This is a genomic window from Paraburkholderia silvatlantica (assembly GCF_003096715.1).
In the GTDB taxonomy this organism is placed as follows: domain Bacteria; phylum Pseudomonadota; class Gammaproteobacteria; order Burkholderiales; family Burkholderiaceae; genus Paraburkholderia; species Paraburkholderia silvatlantica.
In genome coordinates this window covers 97,464-122,300 of record NZ_QEOL01000027.1, presented here as the reverse complement: position 1 = coordinate 122,300, position 24,837 = coordinate 97,464, and the positions used below count along the sequence as shown (strand labels likewise).

Genomic DNA, 24,837 nt, shown 5'->3' with positions numbered 1-24,837 from the left:
ACAGCGTGTTCTCGAATACACGAGGCCCGGCGCGCAACCCACGAGCCCGACGGCCGTACGCCGGGACGCACGAATTCAGGACTCTCGGGAAAGACGACGTTCGACGTATGGTGACTTTCGGCAGCCGCTGCGGATTGCATGTATTTGATGATTAGGCAGCGGGCGCCTCAAAACGCATTCGGGCTGGGCTCCCAGCCCAGAGGGCGTACGATCGGCTTTCATCAGGAAATCGTCGAAGGGCATCGAGGGGACCTTCAACAAGCGCACATTGCTCAAGTGGGCCCGCTTTGAACACCCCTGTGCTCCGATCCCACCAGGCATAGATGAACGTCATCCCGCCCGTGGCAAAGTCATTTAAAATCGACCGAACGTAACTAAATGGATTAGCGCCTATGTCCACGGCGGCTTCCGGCAGAGCGTTCCTTCAGGATGAAGAGATCGGCGCCGAGCTACACGAACTAAGGCCTGCGCCATCGGTCGATGTGCAGCCTTTCGATGTCAGCTTTGACAAGCTCACCGACCGTTCGTTTGAGTTGCTGCTTTACTCTCTCTATAAAGCGGGAGGGTCGTTCGCAGCCAAGCTGCAGTACGACAGCGTCCAACTTCTTCCTCGAGGTACGGATCGCGGACGTGACGTAGTCTTGCTCGCGGATCAGCGCCCGGCCGCAGTCGTCCAGTGCAAAAAGCATGGGAGCGCTTTGACGTTGCCAGAGACACTGCGCGAGGTCTCGCGTCTAATTCTGGCGGCAATGGTGGATCCGGCGATTGTGCCACTGCAATCAGGGCTCACTTACATATTAGCTGCGTCAAGTGGCCTTTCGGAGCCTGCCCAAGCGCTATTCCACGAAACAGGGCGAATCGTAAAGGAAAAGGAGTCTCTCATCCGTGAATGCGCGCTGCAAACCCGGAAGAAATATACAAGCCTTCACGGATTGGATGAGACTGCCGCAGCCGACGGCGTCGTGGCCGCCCTGAGTAGCGCTTCGCTCCACTATCTTGCATCAGAGGACCTTGATGCATGGTTAAAGGAACAGCCGAGTGTGTATGCGAAGTTCTTCGCCGTACGTACTGTCGTCGAAACGCTTTGGGCGGAGCGGCAATTCGCTGCGCTGGCGAGTGAGTTTCGCCGTGGCTCTGCTGCACGGAAGGGCTCGAGTTTGGGCGGCTGGTATCACCCCTCGGCTACCGCATCGTTCTCCGTGGTAGCGCGTGCACCTGGCAATTCCGGTGGCCCACCGATCCTGCTAGACGACGTTTACGTGCCCCGCAAGCTGGAAGGTGTCGTCGAAGAGTGGCTAGGAAAAGCCGGCGCGAGCGCTGAGGGAGTCATGGTGGTGATCATAGCCCCCGGCGGTTACGGAAAAACCAGCCTGCTATGGCACTACCATCGCAAACACAACGCGATGCCTGGGGGGCATGCGCTCCTGTTCAGTGCGTCGATGATCGAGACAAAGGTCGACCGAGGCGATTTCGACGAGAACCTTACCGCACTTGTCGAGCATGTTTCCGCTCGCACCGCGGAAGGAGCAAGGGTAGCCGTGTGCCTCGATACATTCGACGTGCTCGCGCATCGAGAGGATCTTCAACTGGCAGGCCTGCGACTCGTGAGCGAGCTGATCGCAGCGGGCGCGAGTGTAGTTATGTCATCCCGCCCTGAAGAGGTTTCGCGGGTTCCCGTGGAGCAGCTCGCGGCGATCGCTGTACGCCTGTATCTGAGCGAGTATGACGAGGAAGAGTTCGCATTGGCGATTTCCGGCCACTGCCGCGCTTTCTATCGGCATACGGACATGACCTCGACTCAAGTCGAGCAGCAAATTCAGCGTATTCAAAATCTCGTGGCGCTCGGGCGGCCGGTGAAGGAGGTCTGCCTCAACCCTCTGACGCTGCGAATGCTGTTCGAACTCTACGCACCTAATCAGGTGCCGGAAGGTATCAATTCTCTCCGTCTGTATTCAGAATATTGGACAGCACGAGTACGTGGTGATCGTCGAATGGCTGGCCCGCTCGCCGCGCCGAACGCTGACGTTTCGGCCTCGGTCCTGCGAATTTCCGCGAAGATGCTCGATCATGGCCCCCCCCTGCTTTCAGCTGATCAACTAGCTGACGAACTCGCCACCGGGCGTCTCCTCGAACACGACGTCGCCGAGCTACTGAACCGCAACCTGCTGATCCGCTCCGGTACGGGCAGCCTGGAGTTTTTTCACCAAACATTCTTTGAGCATGCTGCCGCGCGCCACCTTGATGACATCGGGTATGTTCCGCTGCACCATTTCGTTATGCAAGTCCGCGAAGTCGCTAACGATGCCTTTCGCCTACCGGTCTATGAGCAGCTCCTCCTGCTTCTCGCCGGCCGAGCCGGCAACACGCCGACAATCGAACAGCAGATAGATGCATTGCTAAACGAATCGCATCCTGGGCTCCAAGGCATCGGACTACACGCGCACATGCTTGCTACAAACGGGTACGAAGTCGGGCGCCGGTTCATGGCAAAGGCAGCACGCGAGAAAACCGTCTACCTTCTTAACCGCTTTTGCCAACTCATTTACAACCTTCAACGGCAGCGCGTATCAGAGGTGGTCGCTCTCATCGAGACGGCTTGGGACAGTCAACACTGGCGTTCGATGGAGTTGGTAGCACGTATGCTGGTTTGGCTCGCCCAGTCTGACTGGACGGTATGCAAGAATCAGCTTGAGAAACATGACTTTGTGAAAGCGCTGCATGACTGCACGCCCAATGACTATGTTGACGTCGAACGTTTGGTAGTGTCGGTGTATCGCCATGGCGTGCCGGACGACGCTGAGTGGTCCTGCAAACAGATGCTCCGATGCGTACGGAACGGGCGCCATGCTCGCCTCGTGCTTGAGTTCGTAAGTGCCGAGGTGCATCGACTGCCTCACCAGGTTGCAAAGGAAATTCAGCGCATAGTAATTGATAGGGCCAGACAGGCCCCCAACTCTCGCCACGGTCCAGTCCCTGACGTCCAAAGCCGCTGCCTGTCAGAAATGTGGCGCGTCCATCCGGAGATAGCGCCGACCGACGAAAACGCTTTACTACAGCACGACGCCGCTGAAGCCCGGCTTATGCTCCGTGCGCTCGCCATAACGCAAACCCCGACTACCCAGTCTCTAAAGCTCGCCCTGATAAATCGCGCCGAACGAGAAAGCGACGCCAGTCGACTCTACATATTGATGTATGAGTTTATAGCACCGTCGATGGCAGAGGGCCCCGCTGTGGGCGAAGCTGTCTGGAAGAGTATGACTAGAGCATGCGAGCGACTGCTGCGTAGCGCTCTGATCGCGCCTGACGCCGCCGGACCCTGCGCGCGCGTAGTTTCGAACGCCATCAAAGACCTATACGTGCGCGACATCGACGCACCTAGCCTCTGGGAGATCATAGGACAAATCTCGGCGGACGACTGGCTCCAGGCCGTTAACTATCTCCCCTTGTTCCCGGTTGCTGTGGCAGATGGGGCACCAGCTGCGCTGCTGGCACTTGACCTTGTGTGCGGCGACCCGCATACGTACAGGCGACATGCTTCAATCCTCAAAGGTGCGCTCCCTAGCTTCTCCGTGACGGCGCGACGTTTTGGAGTCGTCCTCAAGCTCGCCGCGGCGACAACTGATTCCCGGCTGTTGATGAATTATTTTCAGAAGGTAGAGTCATCCGGAGCGTGGTCTGATCTGCTTACTTTGGTAACGCAAGAACTCTCGACTGTTGACCAGATCATCCGTGGAGCCTTGACCTCGCGGGTCGGGTCGGTGCGAATGTCCGCCTTCCAGTTACTCGCGTTTCTTGCCCGCCGCAAGGCGATGTCGGCCCCGTCCCATAACACCGTTTTACGCTGGCTGAATGACGAGCAACAACCTGAAGTACGCGCCGCCGCCCTACCCTTGTTGGTCACGGCGACCGACGCATCGACTGTGGACTCAACTGTGGCAGCTTTGCTTCGTAGCGCAAACTATGGAAAGTCATCTTCTTCAAACGGTGTCGTCGAACAGCTACGCGAAGTGCTGACCATTCCTGCGATTCGGCTCTCCCGTTCGCTGCAAAAAGCCATCCTCGCCTTCGCATTGCGCAACAACGCCACGGAACCACAAGTGAGTATCGTGGGACGAGTGATTGACCTCAGCATTGGCGTTGACGATCTCGACGCGGCGCAAGATGCCGCACTTCTTTTGCTGCAGAGTGAGACCGCACAAAACCTCAGCGCTACACAAAAGCGGTCACTTGGTCATCACCTCGATAAACCGTTCCTATCGCTTTACCGTCGACTCACGGTGACGGAGTTGTGGCGTCATTGCGTTTCATTGAAGCAGCTTGACGAACACCTTGGGCGTCTTGTCGTGGTGTCCCTTTGCAAAAGCGAGCGACACGACATCGACGACTTTCTCAACTCGATTCTTGATGATGTCGAAGTCCATCCACGACTCAAGCGCATCATTCAAGACTATCGGCAGTTTCTATGGCGACGTTAAGAGAACCGGTTTAGCACTGCTGCCTGACAATTGCCCCCGTCGATACAGACGACTGACTACCGTGCGCAACCTGAAACGTACAGGTCGCTGAAATGCTCGATTGGGGCGAAGGCGTATCGACAGACGGCCGAGAGCACCTTTAACGTGCGTCGCGGAGGCTCATCGACCGCAACCACTCCGACCGTCAGCGCTCCCACATGGGTTTGGCTACGGTATTGGTGATCAATCCATGTAATGCCACTGCCGCTTCGTGAATCTTGGAGGTGACCTCCTTAATGTCGGCGACCCGCACGATCTCAACGTTGGTCTTGAAGCTGCCACGCGCCGACATGTATGCAATGTGCACCTCGTCATCCTTGTCCAAAGAGAGCGCGTTATGTGCATACTTGTTGCGCCCCGACTGGGCCGCCCGGACTTTCTTGATGACGCTCTCGTACTCCTTTAAGTGAGGGAACTGATCGACGAGTTGTCCGCATAGGGAACTTACGATATCCACTCGCTGCTGGAAGTTGCTGTGCGCAACCATCGCAAGCGCACGGATGTCAGTCGGCGAGTCATAGCCAGCCAGTTTTGAGATTGCGAGCGCCGTCGTCGATTCTAGCGAGCCCCACACGCTAACCATGCGCCCGAGTTCGAGCAGGTATTCATTAGGCAATGGCCAATCGGGGTTGAACTCGCCGCGTTTGGATGTTTTCTGGGTGGTCATGACTTGCTATTTTGAGTCTTCGCTTCGATGGTCTTGAGAAAACGGACCAGGCCACCGATGTGACTGACAATCAGCACAGCCTCGTCGTGATTAAGCATGGGATTGTCGTGCGCCAGGCTTCGATCGTTGCGCACAGCGTTCATAGCTTCCAGGTTGGATATGCTGGTCTTGAGGATCCTTTCGGTCATTTCGCTTTCGATTTGGCCTGCACCGCGCAGATGTTTAACGTATTCGCCCATCAAGCTATGTAACGGTTTATCGCGGGTGACAGCGATGCCGCGGCGCTCACAGTGCGTACGCAAAAACTTCATCATGAAAACATGCACGCGGTCCAGAGCTGTAGCATGCTCGTTCGCCTCAATCGCGGCCCGAATATGCTTCGCCGCAGCAGTAAAGTCCAACGCGTTGACACTTGCCGTAAAGGCGTCGATCTCGGGCACCGGACTGCTGAGTTTCAGCCGTGCGACGATCGCTTCGACGGCGGCTCGCTGTTGTGGGTCGTCCGGCAAGCATCGAAACTCCTCACCCCACTCAATAAGTGCGACAAGCGACCGAACCACCATGTGGTCGGATTCCAGCTCCCAGAATGCGCGCATCCGATTGGCTTTAGATGTGCCCTTGAACCGATACTTATCCTCGTCGATGTTGAGACCAAGCTGCTCCCGGAAAAACTCACCCATGGTGCGGTCGGTAAAGTTGAGCACGTAACCGCCACCCATGTTGAGAAACGGTTCAAGACAGCGACGGTCGCGTGACGTCAGGCTCGACATAGATCACATGAACAAACGATAGGGATACGCATGCCCAGGGAGGTCGGGAACATTTGCGATCGTCCGGGCGAGCTTTTGCGAATAGCGGATCGTCACCGGCACCGGGTCATACAGCGCGTCGTTGTTCCAGTCCATCTTGGTCAGTGCAAGCGTTTCGAGAGCGGCAACTTCGAGTGGCCCATGTCCCGCGTGGCGAATGATGTTGATCGGCCTGGGAATGCTCTTGCTCCCCTGAAAATAAAGCGCCCCACTTAACGCGGCCGATGGGGCGTTGCCCGACGCCCACAGCAGTGCCGAGTTGCCCGTCCGAATCAGGACGGTTCCCCGCGGAACAGGCGCGCGGTCGGGAACGCTCCGGGGTCCGCCCTGCTTGCCTGGTTTCAGCCATACACCTCGCCATGTGGCGCTGCTTCCTATCTCAACGCACTCCACCTCGGAAACGGTCGACAGGCCGTCGAAAATGCCTTCCAACTCCTCCTCTTTGAATGAGGTCGTCTTATGGACGACGAGACGTTGCGGTAGCCGCCCGCCGTTTCGTTGGAGATAGAGGCTTAAGCTGCGCGCCATCACCGCCCGCATATCGCTGCGGCTGAGGAACGGGTTGCGACGGGCTTCACGTGGGTCCGCCACCTGATCTTTGGCTTCGAACGCCACGAACTGCATGCCGCCGCCATCAGCGTCGAAGACCTGCGAGCAGCACGTAACGAACTGCGCCGACCGGGGGTCGCCGCGCAACGCGTAGGCCAGACCGATGTACGCCGTCCCGTCGGGCACGCCTTTCATCGGCGCGAGCTTCCAGGGAATCCCGCCCGCTTTGGTGAACAGCGCAATAGAAAGGCGCCAAGCCAATGACGCCTTCAGCCGAAAGGTGAAAACCCGATCATTGATCACTTGCGTCGGGATGGCGTACCGAGCGCCGAGCGCTTTCAGCGCGTCGTGCGCGTCGAACCCGTTCGCGGTGAACGCTTTTTGCCACGTATCAGGGAGGTGCACCAGGACCACATCAAACTGGTCGTGCAGCGCGTCGAGATGCACCATGGCTTGCAACATCGCCGCAAACAGGCGCTCGTGCGGTGCCCCCGACGGAGCTAAGGCCATGAGATCGTCAGGCCATTTGATGTGAACCTCCTTGGGTCCAGCGACAAGCGGAACCCGAAACAGCGATTCAAAGCCGGGGAACGCCGGCAAGTACGCAAAGCGGTCGCTCGCCTCATGCCCAGTCCGGATGGTGTCAACCAAGCTTTTGAGTTTCGGCCAACCTGACGCCGGGGCGATCGTCGCGACGCGAAGCTTCGGCGTGTATCCCGCAAACGTCTTGCCGTTGTATGCGCCGAACCGCAAAAGCCCACGCAGCGGATTCTCGTCTAGGTCGGAGTCGTCGCTGTTGAAGGTCAGCGCAGGTTCATCAAGCAGGGAGAACGATGGGGCCTTCGAGAGGTTGTAGTCCATCGCTACCCGTTCCTATGGAAGTAGGCATGGTCATGACTCGGACGGCTCCACGCGGTAACAGGCGATAACTTGAACACCGCGTCGATCCCTTCGTCCTGCGGAACGCCCGTCGTCAGCAGGACGCGATTGCCGTCTCCCGCAAGCATGTCGGCCCAGGAGTCAATGATGGCTGCCCAAACATGGTTATAGCGCTTTGCCCAACGCTCCCGGCGCCAATCGATGGTCGGATCCACAAAGCGTGGACGCTCAAGGGCTGCCTCGGCGTCCAGCTTCTCTTCGCCACGCTCAGGATATGGGACGTCCACAAAGGTAGCGGGCTCGAAAGTTAGCCACCACCGGTCAGCGGCCTCCTCCAAATGAAGTTCAACGCCCTCGTAGAACGGATACCCCTGCGGCGTGCTGCCGTAGAGCGCCGCGGAATAGGCATTCTGAAGCTTCGCGAGCTTTGATCGTCGTGTCTCTCGGGCTTGTGGCGTTTCCTTTTCGGAATCACCATGGACCATCACCGCATGTCCGCTACGTCGCCAACGAGCCCTCAGTGGCCGGTGTCGACAGACGGCGCGCGTCAGAGCGTCGTATAACAGGCCGAGCGCCCAACTGTCTACGGCAGGCGCCAGGCTCACTGTGCCGTCAAGCCGGCCACCTGCTTTTTCAAAGGCCCGGGCCAACTCTTCATCATTCCCGAAAGCAGCAATCTCTTTTCCCCGGCTCGCGACGATCGCCCAGACGTCGGCGTCTCGCAGCATCTGCCGGGCCTCCGGCGTGGTCAGGCTCCGTTCAAGAGTGATGCGCCTCGCTACCTTCGGCAGTTCCAGGATGGGAAGGGCTGAACATCGAAGCACGGGAAAAGCGCTGTGCTCTACCGTCGGCAGTAGCACAGACCTCAGCGCGCTTGGTGCCGTGTAAGACCCGATGTGCGTGTCGAGCTGCCGTGGCCATGTTGATCCATCGGCAATGTCTGCGGCCAACTCGTCGAACGTCTGGCACTCGACGATGCTGACCCGGACACCTTTCGAGGCTGCTGCTTCGAGAAAGGCCCGTACATTTGGCAACAAACCGTTCGCGGAGCGCGCGATCCAATGGAGTCCAGCAGGAAACGGCGTTGCTTGGTTCAAGCCGTCGTTCAACGCTTCCATCACTGATGCGTCACGTCCGCTGTATCCGACCACGATTAGACCGTACCGTCCGCAAGCGGTCGTCAAGACGGTACGCATCTTTCTGTCCTGTTCGCGAAGTTCCTCGTTCGTGTTTTTCAAGCTCACCGACTGGTAGTCGCCGTGGATCTTCGCGAGAAGTGGTCGGCTTTCGCCTAGGGCCAGCATCGCCCGCTCCGCGTTGTCGATACCCGCGACCGACAGGTTGACACGATCAGCCGGTGCCACGAGCTGGTCTGTCACGGTCGCTGCGGTTTCCACTAGGTTGTCGAAGTTGGTGCTGAAAAGGCACGGGACCCAGCGTGTTGTGATAAGCGCCGCAAGGACTCGGTGCGCGTAGGACGGTGTGCCATTTTGAACCGCATCGGAAATATAGTTCCTTCGATCTTCAGGCGTGGGATGGACCCACTCGAAGGCTGCCGCGTATTCCGTAGGATCGCCTGGCGACGGAAGGACCGAGCGGGACGCGAGAAATGCGTCGATGCGCTGGATCCAAATCGGATCGTCGGCATCGACCTCTTTGAGCTTGGCCCCAGACAACTCGCAAAAGATCCGCTTTTTGAAGTCGGTAATCATCGCGTAGCCGGTGGGTATCCCTGCGGCGGCTGATGCACCTGCTCCCAGAAACCACGCGTATTGCGTCGGCCGAAGGCAAAACATTCTGGCGAACTGCGACCCCGAAACCGTTTGAATGCTCAAAGCCGCTCCCGTCTATTGTCGTTTTGGGCGCGCGCGGCGTACGGGATTATCCCCGCCCTTTCGCCTTTGCACGCACTTCGGGACGCTAGGTAGTTGGACATCCCTTCATCCGACGATTGTAATCAAAACCCGCGCCACCACCGGGGTTTGCGATCGAGTTCTCATCTTCCAAGCATGATTGCGCCCGATGATGTGTATATCCATACAGTACTCGAAGACCATGAACTACCCCGTCCCCATCACTGCAATCTGGCCGCGCCGCTCATCGTCGAGACGCTGTGCCGCGTCCAGAAGGCATCCCCAGCCGCACCTAGGACCACACGCAGCGCCGCATCGACCTGAGCGATGATGGGCTCTGGTGGTACGGGGGGCGCGACCTTACCGAGTTGCTGGCGCGCGATCGCGACAAGTTGCTGAGCCTAGCCGAGGTCGGCGAGCGTTGGGGCGTCGGCCGCCGACGGGATCGCCACCGCGTTGGACCTAAAACGCTAGGGAGGGAGTTATGCTGTTGGACCTCACAGACCGGACGGTCGAGCAATCCAACCTGGCGCCGGGCCCGCATCACGCTGGGAGTGGTTGATGGTCGCGTTCGACGCGGTGAACGACCGCTTCGGCCGCGGGACCATACGGGTGGAGAACGTCGAGGGGTACCAGGCTTGGCACATATGCCAGAACGCCAAGACCCCGAACTACACCACCCAGCGGGAACGATTGCCGACGGCGCGGCGAATACTCCCCTGTCCCATCAGGCCTCAAACGATGCCGTAATACTTACCCAGTGCTTCTGCCAAAAACCCACCCGCAGCAGCGATGCCAATATTCCACGTGCCGGAAGCGGCCTTCATGAGCATATTTGACATCCACGCGCTGACCTTCGGACCGAGGTGATCGATTGAGCGAGGCTGTGGATCCTCCTGCACTGCGAGTTGCAACTCGCAGAGGTCCACCTCACTAACCCCTCTGCTCGCTAAATGCTGTACGAGGGACGGAAAATCAGCCGCCATGACCTGCTGAGTATTCGTTTGAGTAACAGAAGCACCGGCTTCCACATTTCCCAAAACGCCCTGAAAATTATTGATATTGAAGTTCTGCATAACGGCTCGTTTCTCTTTCGCGGAAAAAGATAATCCCTCACCCATGATGCCATCTTTTTCAAGCGTGAGGGCCCATTCCAAGATTGTCGTCCGAACAGCATCCAACAGCGCCATAATCCTGTTCTTCGAGACAGTGCGAGTCGCCCTATAACGCTTTAGGCTCTCGACCGGCAGGGATTTCAGGATCCTTTCTTGTTCAGGCGAGAAATCATAACAAACGCTATCCGTCTGCTCACGGTCCAACAGGTGAACAAGGGAAGCGACGGATTCGGTGACATTGATAAGTACCAGTTCCTTGTATAACTGCTGGGGCAAGGCTCGAAAAGCAACAGTCCCCAACGACGGATGATAAAGGCTCATCTCTCCACGGATCTGGCGATATGGAGGGAGTGTCTGGCGAGCCTCTCCGGTATAACCGTGGAGTTCAGCGCTAGCCCAGGCGCGGAACTCCTTAACCTCGAGCTTAGTCGCTACCATCAGGGTTTTCCGGAGCAAATCATTGATGTCGTGATCGCCGTCAGAAGCGAGTTCCTGCAACTCGAGAACGATTGACTTTGCCATAAAAGAGTTTGAGGTTCTATGATGATCCTCGCAAGCTGCTTTGCGCGGCTGGAAGCTTACGAGCGAGTCCAAGTACACAGCTCGTATCATCGCACGCTTGTCACCGTCGCCGGGAAGTCATGAGCATCGCGTCGGTAGCCGACCTGTACATTGCCGTCGGGCAAGACGTCAAAGCGATAATACGGTACAAAGCGATCGAGGAGCTCCTGACCGCGCACCGACTGCTGCGTTGGGAGGACGAGCTAACTCGCCTGCTCGACGCCGGCGCCGTCACCCAAGAACCCGTCAAGGAAGCGTTCCCGCGCAGCCATGGGATCGCCACGTTCCTAGCAGAGCACGCGGTTGATCGCTCGGACCAATCGGCGTAGACAGAAAGGGGGCACAGGCTCACGTCCGGTACGCTACCCTCACGCCGCTCGGCTGCCTCACGTCAGAGTCCACGGCCGACGCCCGGCACGACTTTATTCGCTCGCGGCGCACCTCCGACCGCCGTATTAAAAGCATCGGTTGACACCATGCCGACCAGCATCACAGCCCATTCGACGAATACATAGTCGTGCCCCAGCGTCCGGACGGCTGCGGCTAAAATCGGCGCAATGCCCTTTCCTATGTTCGTCTCGTGAAGTGGTCCGCTTGCTCAGACTTGAAACAACGGCTTACAATCAACGGCCGCCCCTAAACGGAGCTTAACCAGGTCCGCGTTTAACGCAGACTTTCCACGAGGTATCCCCGCGCGGTCCGTACATGATCGCCTGTCCGATTTGCCGCGATGTTTACAGGAGAAAGACGGATAAGGGGCGGCACTCACTAACGGGGAAACATGGTCGCCATTCCGAGCGCCGACGAACTCGCAGAAGCCATGCTGCGCAACCACGTGACATGGTTCTCCCGCAATGCGCTGGGCGTCGATTACGAAAACCTGAAGCGGATGATTTACCCGCGTCCGCCCTATAAGCACTTCACACTCATGAAGCGCAACGGCAGCCCTCGGGTCATCTCGGAACCGCGCAAGCGCCTGAAAATCATCCAAGAACGCGTCTTGGCATTCCTCGAGCCCCGGTCGGGTGCGATGAAGCCCGCCGTCCACGGATTTGTTCCCAAGCGGAGCATCTTGACCAACGCACGGGTGCACTGTTCGCCAAAAAATCACCACATCCTGAACCTCGATCTTCAGGATTTCTTCCCAAGCATCACGTTTTATCGGGTGCGCGGGGTGTTGCGCAAACATCCGTTCAACCTGTCCCATCACGTTGCAACGGTCATCGCGCACATCTGCACTCTCGACGGTACGTTGCCACAAGGCGCGCCGACATCCCCGTTTTTATCCAATCTTGTGTGCCGGTCGATGGATCGAGATCTGACTGATCTCGCCCGTCGCAATCTCGCGCGTTACACGCGCTACGCCGACGACTTGACGTTCTCCTTCCCGCTAAAGAAAACGTCGAACCTGCCGGCCGCCGTTTGCGTCGTGGACGACGATGGCGGGATCACGCTTGGGGCTGAACTGCACGACCTGATCACCAACAAGCACCATTTCGCGATCAATGCTGCCAAAACGCGGTTGAGCGATCGCGGACGTCGTATGGAAGTGACGGGACTCACGATCAACAAGTTTCCCAACGTGCCTCGGATTTTCATCGACCGCATCCGCGGTGCGTTGAACGCCTGGGAACGCAACGGTTACGACGCAGCCGAAAAGGGATGGCAAGAGCGTATCGGGAAAGCCGCCACCGGCCCGTACGAGAAAAAGCCTTGGAAACGCCAAACGCGTAGCGGCGGGGCTCCAAAGCTCAAAAACGTCCTGTGGGGCAAGTTGTTGTACTTGAAGATGGTTCGAGGGAACGACGATCTGATCTACACCAGGTTGGCCGAGCGCTACAACACGGCCGTTCTCAAAGAGATGGCTGCGGGTCCATTCTCAGCACGAGAACTGCCGGTGCAGCCGGTTGTTCGCGACTACAAGACGGCGCGCGAGGCCGTGTTCGTCGTTGAATGGTTGGCGGACTATCACAGTTCGCCCGGTCACCATGAGTGCCCGATCGAAGCGCAAGGGACCGCCTTTGCGTATAGAGAACTCAACCTGCTCGTTACGTGCGACCACGTGCTCGTGGGAAAGGCCGAGTTTGCGGGCATGGAAGTCCCTGCGGATTTCGACGCGCCCGAGGTCGTGAACAAAATGCTGACGGTCGTGCGCCCCGAAACCCATGAATCGTGGGCTGCTCGTGTCGTCTATCGCAACAAGCAGTTCGATTTTGCGATCCTTCAGTTCGACGAGCAGCCGCCTCATCATCGTTTTTTCTCGGCGATGGATGCACCGATTGCGCCTCACTCGGACGGTGTTCTAATCGGCTTTCCTGCCTACCAGAACTGGAACTTGCCGGACATCAACCCGCAGAAGGTACTCAACCGTACCTTGCCGAACGCCGGCATGGTCAGTTTCACTATCGCAAACGCAGGCAGCATCCGCCCAGGCAACAGCGGCGGACCGTTTACGGACGACCGCCTTCGCGTCGCCGGGATGGCGCAGCGTGGCGCATACATGGGCGTCGGACACGATGAATGCCTGTGTTTCGAGGTGATGGACAAGTTCATCGGCGAATGGAAGGCTAAAAGCGCCGCCGCGGCTGTGCCGCCCGCAGCGCCTTGACCAGTCGCATAGAAAGCCATCACGCCGTCGACGATTTTGGCTGAAGACACGGCGCCGCCAGCAGGTATACCAACTTCCGGTTTGGCTAAGGCGGTACGTTGCCGCCTAGCTGACCGGCTTTGCCTGAAAGCTTGAACACCGGGTACACGTGAAAGGGGTTTTCAGCAGCCACAATTCATCCTCCTGCCCTCGAAACAACTGAATAGTGACACCAAGGGCCGGAGTGATCGACACCCAGCCATCGACGACTTGCAGGAAGGTCGCGAGATCTCGCGCTTCTCCGAGACATTTAGCAGTCCGACCGCTAGGTTTGTCGCTCATAGGTTGGGTTCTCTGTTGAAAGGAATACGCATCGGCTGAGCGGAGATAAAAACGTTCATAAAAAAGGAACTCGGCCGCTACGAGGAAAGAGGAGCTATGACACTGGAATCACATGAACCTTCGCATGAATCTCACCATAGGTAGGTACTGCCTCGACTGAGAAGATGGACCAATACGTTCTCACTGATTGGATTCGTAACGTTGATGGCCGAACTTACGTTCATGTCGCGACTATGCGCGAAACAGCCGATCAGCCTCATTGTCCAAGGTGTCAACCATATCTCGCCATGAGTGCTCCAATGACCAACACCTAAACAGCTGACTGTTGATTTGCATGGAATCCTGACCCGGTGGGTCAGGATTCCGTGCAAATCAACACTCATTTACCAGCATAAGGCTCTTCACGTGTTAGTGGCTCGTCAATGCGACGAAGTTACGGCAAGCTGGCTGCGTGTGCCTGATCAGACATCTCAAACCGAACAGAGAAATAAGGAAAAAGATCTTCGCCTTCGGTGCATCAGGATCACTGTGCGCAAAGAAGCGTTGCTCGATTTTGACAAGGATGGTTGGCCATCCTACCGAAACGGGTATTCTGAATTTCTCGGTGCTCGTCCGCACCCGCACTCCACGGATACATCGAAGGGCAGTACGTAGCCCGATCTTGTAGCGATCGGCTCGTACCGCTGGCTAATCGGCACGATCCGCGTGTTGGAGAGTAGTCGTAATGGTCAGTGTGGCGAGTACGGTGAGCACGACACGTGTCCCGTAGAGAAAACGATAATGCGACATTCGTGGGCAGCCAATTTCGTCGCCGGTGTTGGAACAGAATGGTTCGTCCTCCCATTACGCAGGGCGGACGTCGAGAAAAATGATGGCGGATGGGAGATCATCTGCGTCCCATGTGAGCTGCCCGGTAATCACAGCCCTCGCGTCTGATACTGTCATTTCGCGCACGACGCCCAACGTATCAGCGCAACTGACAGAAATACCGCACATCTCTGCGAGGTCGCACGCATCGCCTCCAAAGATCCGGCTCGATCCGGCGGCCGGCTTCTTAATCTGTCGTTTGATCTCTTGCTCAGCAATCCATTGCACAAGGAAGCTATCTCTCCTCGTCTCTTCCTCTATCGTCTCCACCAAGCCACGAATGGCGGGAACATATTCGTCATTGAACTCGCTCTCCCAGTCCTCATCGCCATCCACGAAGCGCCAACGTCCCCTGTCGAACGTGATGGCATCCGTCTCATCGAAACGGGTACCCGGGTATTCGGCCGCGATTTCCGACAGCAGGCGTTGCGATCGTGTCTCGAGAATCAGTTCCCTTGGCCACAATGACCACTGGACACCAAAGCTGCCCAGAGACGCAAACGCCAGATCACGAAGAATGGTTCCGAGGAAAATCGCCGCCTTCCTGTGATGCGGCACATCCCACGGCTGTATGCCCAGATGGACGAAAACCTTGCCATATCGCCCCTTTGCCTCATAAAAGACCAGCACTGGGATTTCAGGCCCCGGATAGGCACTAGTAGATGGGACAGTGCCATCACCGCCAATAGGAAAGGAACATCCCATATCGTCGGGCAGAACAATGCTGAACTGTGCAGCACCATAACGATCGAGAATACCCCGAAGCAAGCTTTTGACATTCCCCAGTGACCGCCATGGCGATGAACCGAAGTACTCCCCGATCCGCTCGGAATGCCCATTGATCCAGTCGAGCGGGACGTTGAACTCCGCGGCGATCGACTCGCACGCTGGCCCGGTCAGGTACGGAAGAAGACCGTGCGACGTCGTCAGCGCGGCGCGAGGCACCTTCTGGTCGACGTGAAGCGCCTGGACGATGCTTGACGGCGCCAGGTCATGAGAGGTCAGCACTCTCAAGACGCGATCGGCCGTTCCGTCGAATCCATTCAACAAGCTGAGCGCCCGTTTCCCCAGTTCAGCTTCGAGGCGTATCACGGCATCCCCGATCCGCGCCTCGCCACGCGACTGCGCCAGATTGAAGAGCCCGCCCAGATCCAGGATGTTCTTCTGGGCCGTGAAATGCAAACCAGAATCAGCGAGGCACTTCTCAATGGAAGCATTAGGATAACGGCCCTCTTTGCCGCAGATCATCACGATGTAGAGTTCATCGGGCCTTGGATCAAGCGACATGAATTTCGTGATCGTGTCCTTAACCTTACCGAGGGTTCGCGTTGACGTGACCTGAACACCCAACCGGCCATCGAGCGACAGAAGGTCGATAGCAGGTTGAGTCGGGTTGCCCGTGTTCAGGTTCTTAAAGGGTCCCCACCCGCATAGATCCGATAGCAGATCGCACATCAACGTCTCGGCAAGCCGGTTGCTATCGAAGAAACATGCTCCGTTTTTGATCTCGACGTAGTCCCGGAATATTGACAGCAAAAGCGCCAACCGGTCCAACTCCGCATTTCGCGTGTTATCTCCTGAATCCATAGTTCCCCGCTACTACCAATTAACGACGCTTTGGACGTATTCCATTTTGCGCCCCTATCGGGCAGGCTTTTGGTTGATGCAGTTGCCGGAATTGGTCCAGCGCCGGTTACCCCAACGCACTATGCGGTCACACTGAGTTGTAGTCGGTGCGCCACGCTTCGATTCGCTTGCGTGCATCGTCGAGACGGACGAACGCATGCTGGTTCAAACATTCTCCACGCAGTCGGCCATTGAAGCTCTCGATGTGCGCGTTTTCCGCCAGCGTAAATCCATTCCCGTTAACGGCATTGACTATTAATACTTAACCCTGACTCGCTTCATAGTTACCTCCCAGTTCGTCAAAAAATCCGATCCGCATCAATAGCTTGCAGTTCGGCACATAAAAGTTGTTCACAGCGTTGCCCCCAAAAATTGTGAATAACCGAAGCTTCACAACTTCTCCCGACCGAACTCGCGCCCTGGCATCTGTCTGGCACCCAGTTTCCTGCCCTGTCCCGCGACCGTAGTCGAAGGCGAGGCAGCGTCAAGGGGCGAGGGACCGTGTTGCCCGCACCATCCCTCGCCTTTTTCCTTGACGCCGCCTCGCCTTCGACTCCTTGGGTCGCACGGGCTGGAACCCGGGTGCTAGGCAAAAACAGAAGCCAACCCCGAGTTCCACCGGGAAGGTTTCGCGCGCAAACGGCAAGGCCATCCCACAGCCCGTCATTCAACCCTTTTGCTGTGGAGATTGTCATGCAACTCGCCTCCTCTTTCCGTTACGGCTCCCCCGTGCTCCGCGCCGACTCCCCTTTGTCGGACGACCAGATCCATCGTGTCGCCCCGTCCATCTTTGCTGACGGCAAGCACGAAAGCCGCTCCGAACGCTACACCTACATTCCGACCATCGACGTGCTGCGCGGCCTGCGCAATGAAGGTTTCCAGCCATTCATGGTCTGCCAGACGCGCGTTCGCGACGAAGGCAAGCGCGAGTACACGAAGCACATGCTCCGACTTCGCCATGCCGACCAGATCATCGGCGATGAAGCCAACGAAATCGTGCTGCTGAACTCGCACGACGGCACGAGCAGCTACCAGATGCTCGCAGGCGTGCTGCGCTTCGTCTGCCAGAACGGCATGGTGGCGGGCGACAACATCCGGGACATCCGCGTGCCGCACAAGGGCAACATCGTCCAGAACGTCATCAACGGCGCATTCGACGTGCTCGACGGCTTCGACCTGATCCGCGAGCAGAAGGACGGCATGCGCGCCGTCGAACTGAACCGCGACGAACAGCAGGCGTTCGCCCGCTCCGCCCTCGCGCTGCGCTATGACCCGACCGATGCCGAGGCCCCGGCCCCGGTCACCGAAAGCCAGCTACTCGTCCCGCGCCGTTTCGAGGATCGCCGCGCCGACCTCTGGACGGTATTCAACCGCGTACAGGAAAACCTGATGAAGGGCGGCCTGCACGGACGCTCGCGTAGCGGGCGTGCGATGTCCACCCGCTCCATCACCGGCATCGACCAGAACGTGAAGCTCAACCGCGCCCTCTGGATGCTCGCGGACGCAATGCGCCAAATGAAGGTGTAGCCACGACAGGGGCAGGAAAGCCACTCCTTCTCATTTTCTGTCAGGACTCCTCTCCGGGTCGAGTCCTGGCGGAATCCCGTAGTGTCCAACCCGGAACTTTCTTTTCAACTTTCTGGAGTCAGTCATGCAAGCCCATTTCGAAACCACGAAGGCAGACACCGTCGAACCGGCTACCGTGCTCGAAACCCACTTCGGCAATGAGCAGCCCATCGTGACCATCCCGTTTTCCACCCTGCGGCCTTCACCGCTCAATGCTCGCACGAAACCCCTGTCGGGCATTCCGGGCCTCGCCGCCAATATTCGGGCCAAGGGTCTGCTGCAAAACCTCGTCGTCCACGAGATCAAGGGATCACGCGGCAGACAGCGCAAATATGGCGTGTGCGCCGGTCAGCGCCGCGAGGCCGCCCTCGACCTCCTGTTCGAACAGAAAGACATCACGGCTGACTACCCGGTCCCCGTGCGGATCGTCAGTGAAGGCGAAGCCCTCGCCATTTCCCTGATTGAGAATACCGAGCGCGAAGGACTCGATCCGTTCGACGTGCTGCGCGCATACCGGCTGCTGGCCGAGGAAGGGAGAAGCGTCGATTACATTGCCGCGCTCTTTTCCTCCTCGTTAATCACGGTCAAACGGCGCGTGAAGCTCGCCAGCGTATCCCCAAAGCTGCTGGCACTGCTGCGCGAGGACGCAATCACGCTCGACCAGCTTTCTGCACTCGCCCTCGCGGACGGCCACGAAACGCAGGAACACGTCTGGTTCGATGCGAACGAATGGCAGCGCCAGCCAAACTATCTGCGGCAGGCCATCACGCGGGCAGAAATCGACTCGAGCCGCAGCCGCCTTGTGCGCTTCATTGGCCTCGACGCCTACGAAGCAGCGGGCGGGTATGTACGCCGTGACCTCTTCAGCGACGACGGGCATGCGGGCTACATTGCCGATGCCGAACTGCTGCAGCGGCTCGTCGCGCAGAAACTCGACGTAGCCGCGGAGGAAGTCCGCGCCGAGGGTTGGGGCTGGACAGAAACCCGCGTCGAGCGTGACCTGCTAGAACTGAACCGCTACGGCAAGCTGCGCCCCATCCAGCGCCCCTTTACGGACGACGAACAGCGCGAGATGGGCACACTCACCGCACAGCAGGACGATCTGGCCGGGAAGCTGGAAGCGCTCTCCGAGGATGATGAAAATGCTTACAAGGAAGCTGACCGCCTTGATGCCGAGATCGGACAGCTCAACGCCACGATCGCCGCACTCGAAAACCGCGCCCTGGTGTGGGATACACAGCAGATGGCCGAGGCGGGCGCGTTCGTGATCATCGATCCGCAGGGAAAACTGCTCATCGAGCGCGGTCTCAGGCGGCGCGAGAACAGTGCAGCACTGGACGCGGCGGGTGCGACTGTCACCGGCACGCCGCAGGCGGAAGCTGCGGGCACGGCTGATGGTCCTGTGCCGAAGATCAAACCGGTCCACAGCGCGAAACTCTGCCAGCGACTCACCGCGCACCGCACCATCGCCATCCACGCCGAAATGGTTGCGCAGCCCGCCGTAGCGCTCGCCGCCCTGTTGCGGCATCTCGTTCCGCAAGCGCTGCCAGAGCGCTACGGTTACACGTCCGCACCTGACTACCTGGCGTTATCCGGCGACAACAATCACGACAGCCTGCTGCGCGCGGCGGACGACCTGCCCACCAGCGCCGCATGGAACACGATTGAGGTACAACGCGCCCGATGGGCCGCCGAGTTGCCCGCGAAACGCACCGACCTGTTGCCGTGGCTCGCGAAGCAGGATCCCGGCACGACGCTGCTTGACCTGCTTGCCTTCTGCACCGGCACCCTGCTCGACGGCATCGTGGGCGAGGAAAAGCCGCAGGCGATCAGCGCGCTCGCGGGAGTACTGAACCTCGACATGACCCGGTACTGGACGCCGACCCGCGCCACGTATTTCGATCATGTCAGCAAGGCGCGCATCGGGGAAGTCGTGTCCGCAGCCGTCTCGCCCAGGGTTGCCGCCGACCTCGGGAAGATGAAGAAGGCCGACGCTGCTGCCGCAGCCGAACTACGTCTGGCGAAGAATGCGTGGCTCCCGGAAATCCTCACCGATACAGAAATCCCGGTCACGTCGTCATGGGAAGCCCACGACGACGAAGACGGAGACGCCGGGACGGACGAACACGGCCCGGACACTGGCAAAGGTCCCAACGACACGCAGGAGGATGACGACGCTGCCGCCGAGCCCGGGAGCGATCACAGTGGCATCAATAACACGGCTTGCGATGTGCCAGTGTCTCCCGCCGCAGCCGGCACGCAGCCGCCGTGGCCCTTCCCGACCACTGCTGGCCTCGCGCACGCTTCATGATGCGCTCGCGTTCATGATGCGCTCGCGTTCATGAAAGGCGACATCAAGGAAGTATGACCCGTGCGGGCAGACGGCAATCCGTCTGCCCGCACCATATGACTACCTGAGTAGCGACCCGCCAGCGCACCCGCTGTCGCCGCGAGCAGAATCACGATCAGTGCTCCGACCACCAGTGCGCGGCACGCCTTCACCATCCGTCGCGTTGCCATCTGGTCGACCTTCGCGGCGCGCGCCGCTGCCTCGCTCATCTCCCGCTCAAACAGAGCTACCGCTGCGTCGAGCTGCTGCCGGTGCTCGCGCGCTGCAACGGCTACCGCGCCCACCATCCTGTTTCCCGCGATGCGCGCAATCCGGTCAGCGGCGCGCCCCGCCTGCACAACCAACGCCTGTTCATTCAGTGCCGCGAGCGTCGCGCGATACCTCGCCTCGTGTTCAACGGTCATCCGTTCCGCGAGTTCGATGGTCGCCTTGCAGCGCGCGAGCGCGTCGCGGTGCTGCGCCATCAGCGCGTCCGTTGCCTCACGTGCCTCATCCCGCACTGCGTCCAGATTGCCCTTGCCTGCCTGCTGGATGCGCTCCGGCATCGCCTCGTAAAGCCGAGCATAGTATTCGAGCACAGCCAGCACCGACCAGAGCGCATCATTGTCGCGCAGGTTCAGGGCCGTAGAGACCCGATGCATGCGCAGCAGGCTCGCGTCATCCGGCTTCTCCCCGGTCACGTCGTAAAAGAGCCGGGCGAGTGGATCAACAGGACGTCCGCGCCGCGCCCGCCGCTCAGGCATTGCCCGTCACCACGGCGAACATCGCGTCATAGAGCGCCCGCCAGCGCAGCAGTTCCGCGCGTTGCCCGATGGGCAGCGACTCTGCCGCCTTGCGCACCGACAGGCGCTGACTGCGCAGATCGTCCGCCACACGATCCGCGAGTTCCGGAAAGTCGAGCGACTTGCCTTTCGCCTCGACACTCTTGCGGATTTTCGAGTCCTGATACAGCACGAATCTTTCAGGCGCGCCGTAGTGGCCATTGCGCACAACATGTGTAATCGCATCTGGAAACGTCTCCCCGAACTGGCGCAGCAGTTCCAGACTGTCGCGCTGCCGGTTGATCACCCAGAACACGACGAGCCGTCTGCCAAGCTCGCCCAGCGTGCTGGCCAGCGTCGCACCGTAGCGGGCGACGCCATCCTGGTTGCGGGCTGCCGTGCTGACCACCACCACTGCGTCGCGATGCTCGTCGCAGTAGTTCACGAAATTGATCCAACCGTCCGCTTCGTCCAGGTCAAACGCGGCGCAATCAATCTCGCCCTGCACGGCCTTCATCACGTCGGGGTTTGACGTGTCGTTCTCTACCAACACGGGTTTCACGCAGCGCCGCTGCAGATGATCGAGCAGCGCGAGCGCGACGAGGCTCTTGCCAACGCCACCCTTACCGCCGCCTACAAGATAGATGGGATTGACTGTCGTATCCATCGCGACTCCTCTACAGATCGTCGGTGTCGGGCCGGATCGCAAATCCGAGTGCGCCCTGCACTGGCCTGGATTGCGATCTGGCTTCCGTCTCTCCCCCATCCTTGCGAACATGCTTTGCCGGAGACGTCACACCCTGCGCGCGCGATTGCGCCGTGAACACCTTCTCAGCACCAGTCGCGCGTGCACTCGGCGCAGGCCGCGCAGCACCACCGGCTCCACCGTCTTTTCCGGTCGAGCGCAGCGCGTACCGAATCGTCCCAGCCGTGATGTCGAGACCCTGCCGCCGAGCCTGCTCCGCGATCTGCTCCAGCGTATAGCCCTTCGCCTGCGCCGTCCGCACGCGCACGCGCATGTCCTTCATCGCATCGCGCACCGTCACGCCACGTTCTGTATCTGGCTTCTCTGGCAGCGCATCGAGCGCGCGACCAAAAGCCTCCCATTGCGACTTCGTATAGACCTTCGCAACAGGCATCGTTACCCTCCTGAACATCGTCTACGCATCGCTGTGACACCATCGTGCGCACGTCCTGAGCACGCGTCAACACGGTTTTTGCGCACGACTTGCTCACGCAGGAACACACCGGCAGCGGAGGGAAAGCAGGAGAACAACGCACTTTTTTTCGTATGTGGTGCGCACGCGACACGCCCCACCAACGCGTTAAGGAACTCCGGGGCAGCGCTGCCGTTCACTCCGGAGGCCATCACCTTGACGCGGGATTCTGGCTTTCTCTCATCACATGTGCGCGTGCGGATTCCAGCCCTCTACGCCGAAATTACTCGCAGTCCTCCACACTTAGCCGAGAGGTCCACGCTCACACAATAGTGCATCACGCGCACCTCAACTCACGCAAGTCTTCGTCTGCTCTGCGCAATACGTTGACAGCTCGGGCACTAGACTTGGCTTCTTTATACGGCCCGCGAAACGCATCGCTCCGCGCATTTACTCTGCGAACGATTCGCACTTTTCGCACACGCCAAACGCGCCGGAGTACGCACATTCCACACATCGGGTTCCCCACTGGTCAGCAGTTCATGGCGCAGTGGTTGTGCACCCCTCAAGACGTCGCTTACGCAATGCGTTGACTCGGATGCCAACGACACGCCGCATCGTCTTTGAAACGACAACGCACGCCGTTCTCCGGGGATCGATCGGACGTTTACGCGAAGGCAGAAACCCCTGCGCACGGCGTTTACTTTGGGTCACAAAACGCACAAAAACTAAGGGATGGCAGGATAGGCTACCGCCGGTTTAAGGCACCAACCGGGCTCGAGACAACATGACCTACTCGCGGCGACCGCTTCCCGCCGGCCGGAATGAGATGAGCCAACGCTCAGTCCTGCCCTGCAGGAATCCGCAGCCCTGCGGAAGCAGTCCGAGCATCAGCGACTGCCCGGGTGCCCGTTCGAGCGGGCTTTCCTCGCACGACCAGGCTGAACAGCTCAAGACGCAGGCCGCGAGACTCGAAAGGTACTGCTACGACGCCGACATCACGGATATCGAGGTCGTCACTGATCTGGGTAGCGGTCTGAACTATCGCAAGAAGGGTCTGCAACGACTGCCGGGTGACATTCTTCGTGGCCGCGTCGCACGCCTGATGCTGGTCACGAAAGACCGACTGCGAATTGCTGTTCCGTATCTGCGAGTTCTTTCACGTCGTACTCGTCGTGCTGGACGCGGCCCCGGACGTGAGCCGCGGACAGCCGCTCACCGAAGACCTCATCGAGATCCTGACGGTCTTTTCATCGCGGCTGTACGGTGCACGAAGCCGCAAGAACCTGCGGGCGCTGGCGGCCTGATGCAGTCGACCAAGCAGACCCGGTTGCATCTGGCTGAAGCTGACATACGGCTGCTTGACCGGATAGAGGATTCCGTCAACTACAAGCTGGCACTTGACCTCCTGCTGGACTACTGGACCGAAGCTCCCGTTCGGCGACGCGCCGAATGGCCGTATCACAAACCGACGATAGCGCTTCGACAGCGGACTGAGATCGACAACATGGTTGAATGGGTCCGCGTAGCAGCACAAAACCGCAGCGACTATCCCGGATGGCTCGTCGCGCCATCTGCAAACCGTGTTCGTATTGAGCAGAACTTTAGCCGATTAGCAATCCCGGTGATACGGGCGCCATACACCCGCGCCGTTTCAAGGTCGCTCGCCGAAGGATCGCCAATATTGGCATCCGCCGATGAGCGAACGAGCAACCCAACAGAGCCGCCAAGGACGTTACCGTCCCTTGTGTAAATCGAACAACGTGTGAATCTTCACTTTCAGATCCGCATACTTGTCGGCCGTCTGCAATGCCTTCTGCTGGTAATAGAAAGTGCTGCGCGCAAGGCCTGCCACCTTCAAGAGGCCTGCGAGCGGATATTGTTGCCTTAGCTCAAGCACGATTTGCGTTCGCTCTCTCGCACTGACAGCTCGCGTGCTTGAACCAAGGCCTTCAGATTTTTTAGATAGGCGTTCTCCATCCGGAGACAGCACAGCTCGTCCAGCAATTCCTGGCGGCTTCTCGCATCATCGGCTTGCCGCGCTTTGTTTTGTATCGGAGCGTTTTTCGTCATCTTCCTGCGACGTCCCCTGGAACCCCACGACAGGGCCTCCGGTCCGCCTTGATTATATTGCTGCTCCCAGCGGCAAATAATGTTGAAACGCCGGATGTTGAACAATGCGGCGGCCTGTCGATGCGACAGCCCCTCGTCACGCGTTCGCTTCAAAACTGCAAGCTTCAATTCGACGCTATAGAACTCCCGCTTCTTCCCGGCAACACCAGCTTCACCGTGTGCGCGATAGCCAGCGATCCATTGGCGCAGCGATGAAACGTCGACGTTATGCCGCTGAGCGATAGTCGTCAGGCCGGCCTCGCCAGAACAGTAATCTCTGACTGCCGCAAGCTTGACTTGATCCGTATATTTTCCCATAAACCCCTCTGGTTGATGTCCAACCTTCGGGGTTCTGTTCATCATTTGGTGGGGCCTACTGTGTCCACTTTGGCGCCATCGGTCTAGACGGTACGAGAGCAACGCTTACGATATTCCCGAACTGGCGAACGTGAATCACGTGTTTGCCAAAGCGGCTGCACGTGTGAGCAACCGCGCCGAGAACAGCCACCAGCCGACTCGCAG

General features: G+C 58.9%; 17 protein-coding genes and 3 pseudogenes. 9 read left to right on the top strand and 11 right to left on the bottom strand.

From position 1 onward, the window contains the following. The first annotated feature begins 392 nt into the window (after positions 1–392). Positions 393–4,475 (top strand): restriction endonuclease, encoded by a 4,083-nt coding sequence (locus tag C7411_RS29730; RefSeq protein ID WP_110387557.1) that lies wholly within the window; start codon positions 393–395, stop codon positions 4,473–4,475. 184 nt (positions 4,476–4,659) lie between these two features. Here the strand turns inward: C7411_RS29730 and C7411_RS29725 are convergent, their stop codons facing one another. Genes C7411_RS29725 through C7411_RS29710 form a run of 4 tightly spaced genes read right to left on the bottom strand, consistent with a single transcriptional unit; the run spans position 4,660 to position 9,253 of the window. Further along, positions 4,660–5,181 (bottom strand): hypothetical protein, encoded by a 522-nt coding sequence (locus tag C7411_RS29725; protein WP_110387556.1) that lies wholly within the window; start codon positions 5,179–5,181, stop codon positions 4,660–4,662. Continuing rightward, entirely contained in the window at positions 5,178–5,951 is a 774-nt protein-coding gene (locus C7411_RS29720) for an abortive infection family protein (RefSeq protein ID WP_110387555.1), read from the bottom strand. The genes C7411_RS29725 and C7411_RS29720 overlap by 4 nt, the downstream gene beginning before the upstream one ends. 3 nt (positions 5,952–5,954) lie before the next feature. Further along, the gene (locus C7411_RS29715) at positions 5,955–7,400 is read right to left on the bottom strand and encodes an argonaute/piwi family protein (RefSeq protein ID WP_110387554.1); all 1,446 of its coding nucleotides are present in this window, start codon (positions 7,398–7,400) and stop codon (positions 5,955–5,957) included. Between the two features lie 2 nt (positions 7,401–7,402). After that, complete coding sequence (locus C7411_RS29710) at positions 7,403–9,253, bottom strand: SIR2 family protein (protein WP_243413393.1); 1,851 nt, start codon at positions 9,251–9,253, stop codon at positions 7,403–7,405. A 579-nt stretch (positions 9,254–9,832) separates the two neighbouring features. On the opposite strand from C7411_RS29710, the gene C7411_RS29705 reads away from it, so the two are divergent. After that, the gene (locus C7411_RS29705) at positions 9,833–10,021 is read left to right on the top strand and encodes a DUF4113 domain-containing protein (protein WP_110387552.1); all 189 of its coding nucleotides are present in this window, start codon (positions 9,833–9,835) and stop codon (positions 10,019–10,021) included. Here C7411_RS29705 and C7411_RS29700 read toward each other — a convergent pair. Beyond that, positions 10,006–10,980, bottom strand: coding sequence for an AbiTii domain-containing protein (locus tag C7411_RS29700; RefSeq protein WP_133253718.1), 975 nt, complete (start codon positions 10,978–10,980; stop codon positions 10,006–10,008). The two genes, C7411_RS29705 and C7411_RS29700, sit on opposite strands and share 16 nt — an antisense overlap. A gap of 47 nt (positions 10,981–11,027) precedes the next feature. Here C7411_RS29700 and C7411_RS29695 point away from each other — a divergent pair, with 47 nt between their 5' ends. Next, positions 11,028–11,276: a hypothetical protein gene (locus tag C7411_RS29695; protein WP_181431392.1), complete on the top strand. Its 249-nt coding sequence runs from the start codon at positions 11,028–11,030 to the stop codon at positions 11,274–11,276. A 452-nt stretch (positions 11,277–11,728) separates the two neighbouring features. After that, entirely contained in the window at positions 11,729–13,555 is a 1,827-nt protein-coding gene (locus C7411_RS29690; RefSeq protein WP_110387550.1) for a reverse transcriptase domain-containing protein, read from the top strand. Between the two features lie 1,164 nt (positions 13,556–14,719). Here C7411_RS29690 and C7411_RS29685 read toward each other — a convergent pair. Then, the gene (locus C7411_RS29685) at positions 14,720–16,330 is read right to left on the bottom strand and encodes an SMEK domain-containing protein (RefSeq protein ID WP_146225307.1); all 1,611 of its coding nucleotides are present in this window, start codon (positions 16,328–16,330) and stop codon (positions 14,720–14,722) included. 130 nt (positions 16,331–16,460) lie between these two features. Further along, positions 16,461–16,586, bottom strand: a pseudogene (locus C7411_RS29680) (integrase core domain-containing protein); the annotation flags it as partial. Positions 16,587–17,062: 476 nt separating this feature from the next. On the opposite strand from C7411_RS29680, the gene C7411_RS29675 reads away from it, so the two are divergent. Both C7411_RS29675 and C7411_RS29670 read left to right on the top strand, forming a co-directional pair. Next, a complete protein-coding gene (locus C7411_RS29675; protein WP_110387547.1) occupies positions 17,063–17,896 on the top strand; it encodes a DUF932 domain-containing protein in 834 nt (277 codons plus the stop codon). Between the two features lie 124 nt (positions 17,897–18,020). Then, a complete protein-coding gene (locus C7411_RS29670; RefSeq protein WP_110387546.1) occupies positions 18,021–20,246 on the top strand; it encodes a ParB/RepB/Spo0J family partition protein in 2,226 nt (741 codons plus the stop codon). Between the two features lie 11 nt (positions 20,247–20,257). On the opposite strand, the gene C7411_RS29665 is transcribed toward C7411_RS29670, so the two are convergent. From C7411_RS29665 to C7411_RS29655, 3 genes are read right to left on the bottom strand one after another with little or no spacing between them, the layout of a single operon-like run. Continuing rightward, the gene (locus C7411_RS29665; RefSeq protein ID WP_110387545.1) at positions 20,258–21,028 is read right to left on the bottom strand and encodes a hypothetical protein; all 771 of its coding nucleotides are present in this window, start codon (positions 21,026–21,028) and stop codon (positions 20,258–20,260) included. After that, on the bottom strand, positions 21,021–21,713 hold the full coding sequence (locus C7411_RS29660) for a nucleotide-binding protein (RefSeq protein ID WP_110387544.1): 693 nt from the start codon (positions 21,711–21,713) through the stop codon (positions 21,021–21,023). Before C7411_RS29660 ends, C7411_RS29665 begins: the two co-directional genes overlap by 8 nt. A gap of 10 nt (positions 21,714–21,723) precedes the next feature. Beyond that, a complete protein-coding gene (locus tag C7411_RS29655) occupies positions 21,724–22,185 on the bottom strand; it encodes a hypothetical protein (protein ID WP_110387543.1) in 462 nt (153 codons plus the stop codon). A gap of 940 nt (positions 22,186–23,125) precedes the next feature. On the opposite strand from C7411_RS29655, the pseudogene C7411_RS39055 reads away from it, so the two are divergent. Together C7411_RS39055 and C7411_RS37145 are read left to right on the top strand one after the other, a co-directional pair. Then, a pseudogene (locus C7411_RS39055) lies at positions 23,126–23,510 on the top strand (recombinase family protein); the annotation flags it as partial. Next, entirely contained in the window at positions 23,510–23,956 is a 447-nt protein-coding gene (locus C7411_RS37145; protein ID WP_133253716.1) for a hypothetical protein, read from the top strand. The pseudogene C7411_RS39055 and the gene C7411_RS37145, both read left to right, overlap by 1 nt. Positions 23,957–24,090: 134 nt before the next feature. Here C7411_RS37145 and C7411_RS29650 read toward each other — a convergent pair whose 3' ends face one another. Continuing rightward, the gene (locus tag C7411_RS29650; protein ID WP_110387542.1) at positions 24,091–24,678 is read right to left on the bottom strand and encodes a helix-turn-helix domain-containing protein; all 588 of its coding nucleotides are present in this window, start codon (positions 24,676–24,678) and stop codon (positions 24,091–24,093) included. Positions 24,679–24,742: 64 nt separating this feature from the next. Between C7411_RS29650 and C7411_RS29645 the strand changes: the two are divergent. Beyond that, positions 24,743–24,837: pseudogene (locus C7411_RS29645) on the top strand (IS6 family transposase); the annotation flags it as partial.

Coding starts and splice junctions, on each gene's coding strand:
- C7411_RS29685 (WP_146225307.1), bottom strand. CDS start 16,330: ATGGATTCAGGAGATAACACGCGAAATGCGGAGTTGGACCGGTTGGCG.
- C7411_RS29690 (WP_110387550.1), top strand. CDS start 11,729: ATGGTCGCCATTCCGAGCGCCGACGAACTCGCAGAAGCCATGCTGCGC.
- C7411_RS29695 (WP_181431392.1), top strand. CDS start 11,028: ATGAGCATCGCGTCGGTAGCCGACCTGTACATTGCCGTCGGGCAAGAC.
- C7411_RS29660 (WP_110387544.1), bottom strand. CDS start 21,713: ATGGATACGACAGTCAATCCCATCTATCTTGTAGGCGGCGGTAAGGGT.
- C7411_RS37145 (WP_133253716.1), top strand. CDS start 23,510: ATGCAGTCGACCAAGCAGACCCGGTTGCATCTGGCTGAAGCTGACATA.
- C7411_RS29675 (WP_110387547.1), top strand. CDS start 17,063: ATGCAACTCGCCTCCTCTTTCCGTTACGGCTCCCCCGTGCTCCGCGCC.
- C7411_RS29725 (WP_110387556.1), bottom strand. CDS start 5,181: ATGACCACCCAGAAAACATCCAAACGCGGCGAGTTCAACCCCGATTGG.
- C7411_RS29665 (WP_110387545.1), bottom strand. CDS start 21,028: ATGCCTGAGCGGCGGGCGCGGCGCGGACGTCCTGTTGATCCACTCGCC.
- C7411_RS29655 (WP_110387543.1), bottom strand. CDS start 22,185: ATGCCTGTTGCGAAGGTCTATACGAAGTCGCAATGGGAGGCTTTTGGT.
- C7411_RS29720 (WP_110387555.1), bottom strand. CDS start 5,951: ATGTCGAGCCTGACGTCACGCGACCGTCGCTGTCTTGAACCGTTTCTC.
- C7411_RS29705 (WP_110387552.1), top strand. CDS start 9,833: ATGGTCGCGTTCGACGCGGTGAACGACCGCTTCGGCCGCGGGACCATA.
- C7411_RS29650 (WP_110387542.1), bottom strand. CDS start 24,678: ATGATGAACAGAACCCCGAAGGTTGGACATCAACCAGAGGGGTTTATG.
- C7411_RS29715 (WP_110387554.1), bottom strand. CDS start 7,400: ATGGACTACAACCTCTCGAAGGCCCCATCGTTCTCCCTGCTTGATGAA.
- C7411_RS29670 (WP_110387546.1), top strand. CDS start 18,021: ATGCAAGCCCATTTCGAAACCACGAAGGCAGACACCGTCGAACCGGCT.
- C7411_RS29730 (WP_110387557.1), top strand. CDS start 393: ATGTCCACGGCGGCTTCCGGCAGAGCGTTCCTTCAGGATGAAGAGATC.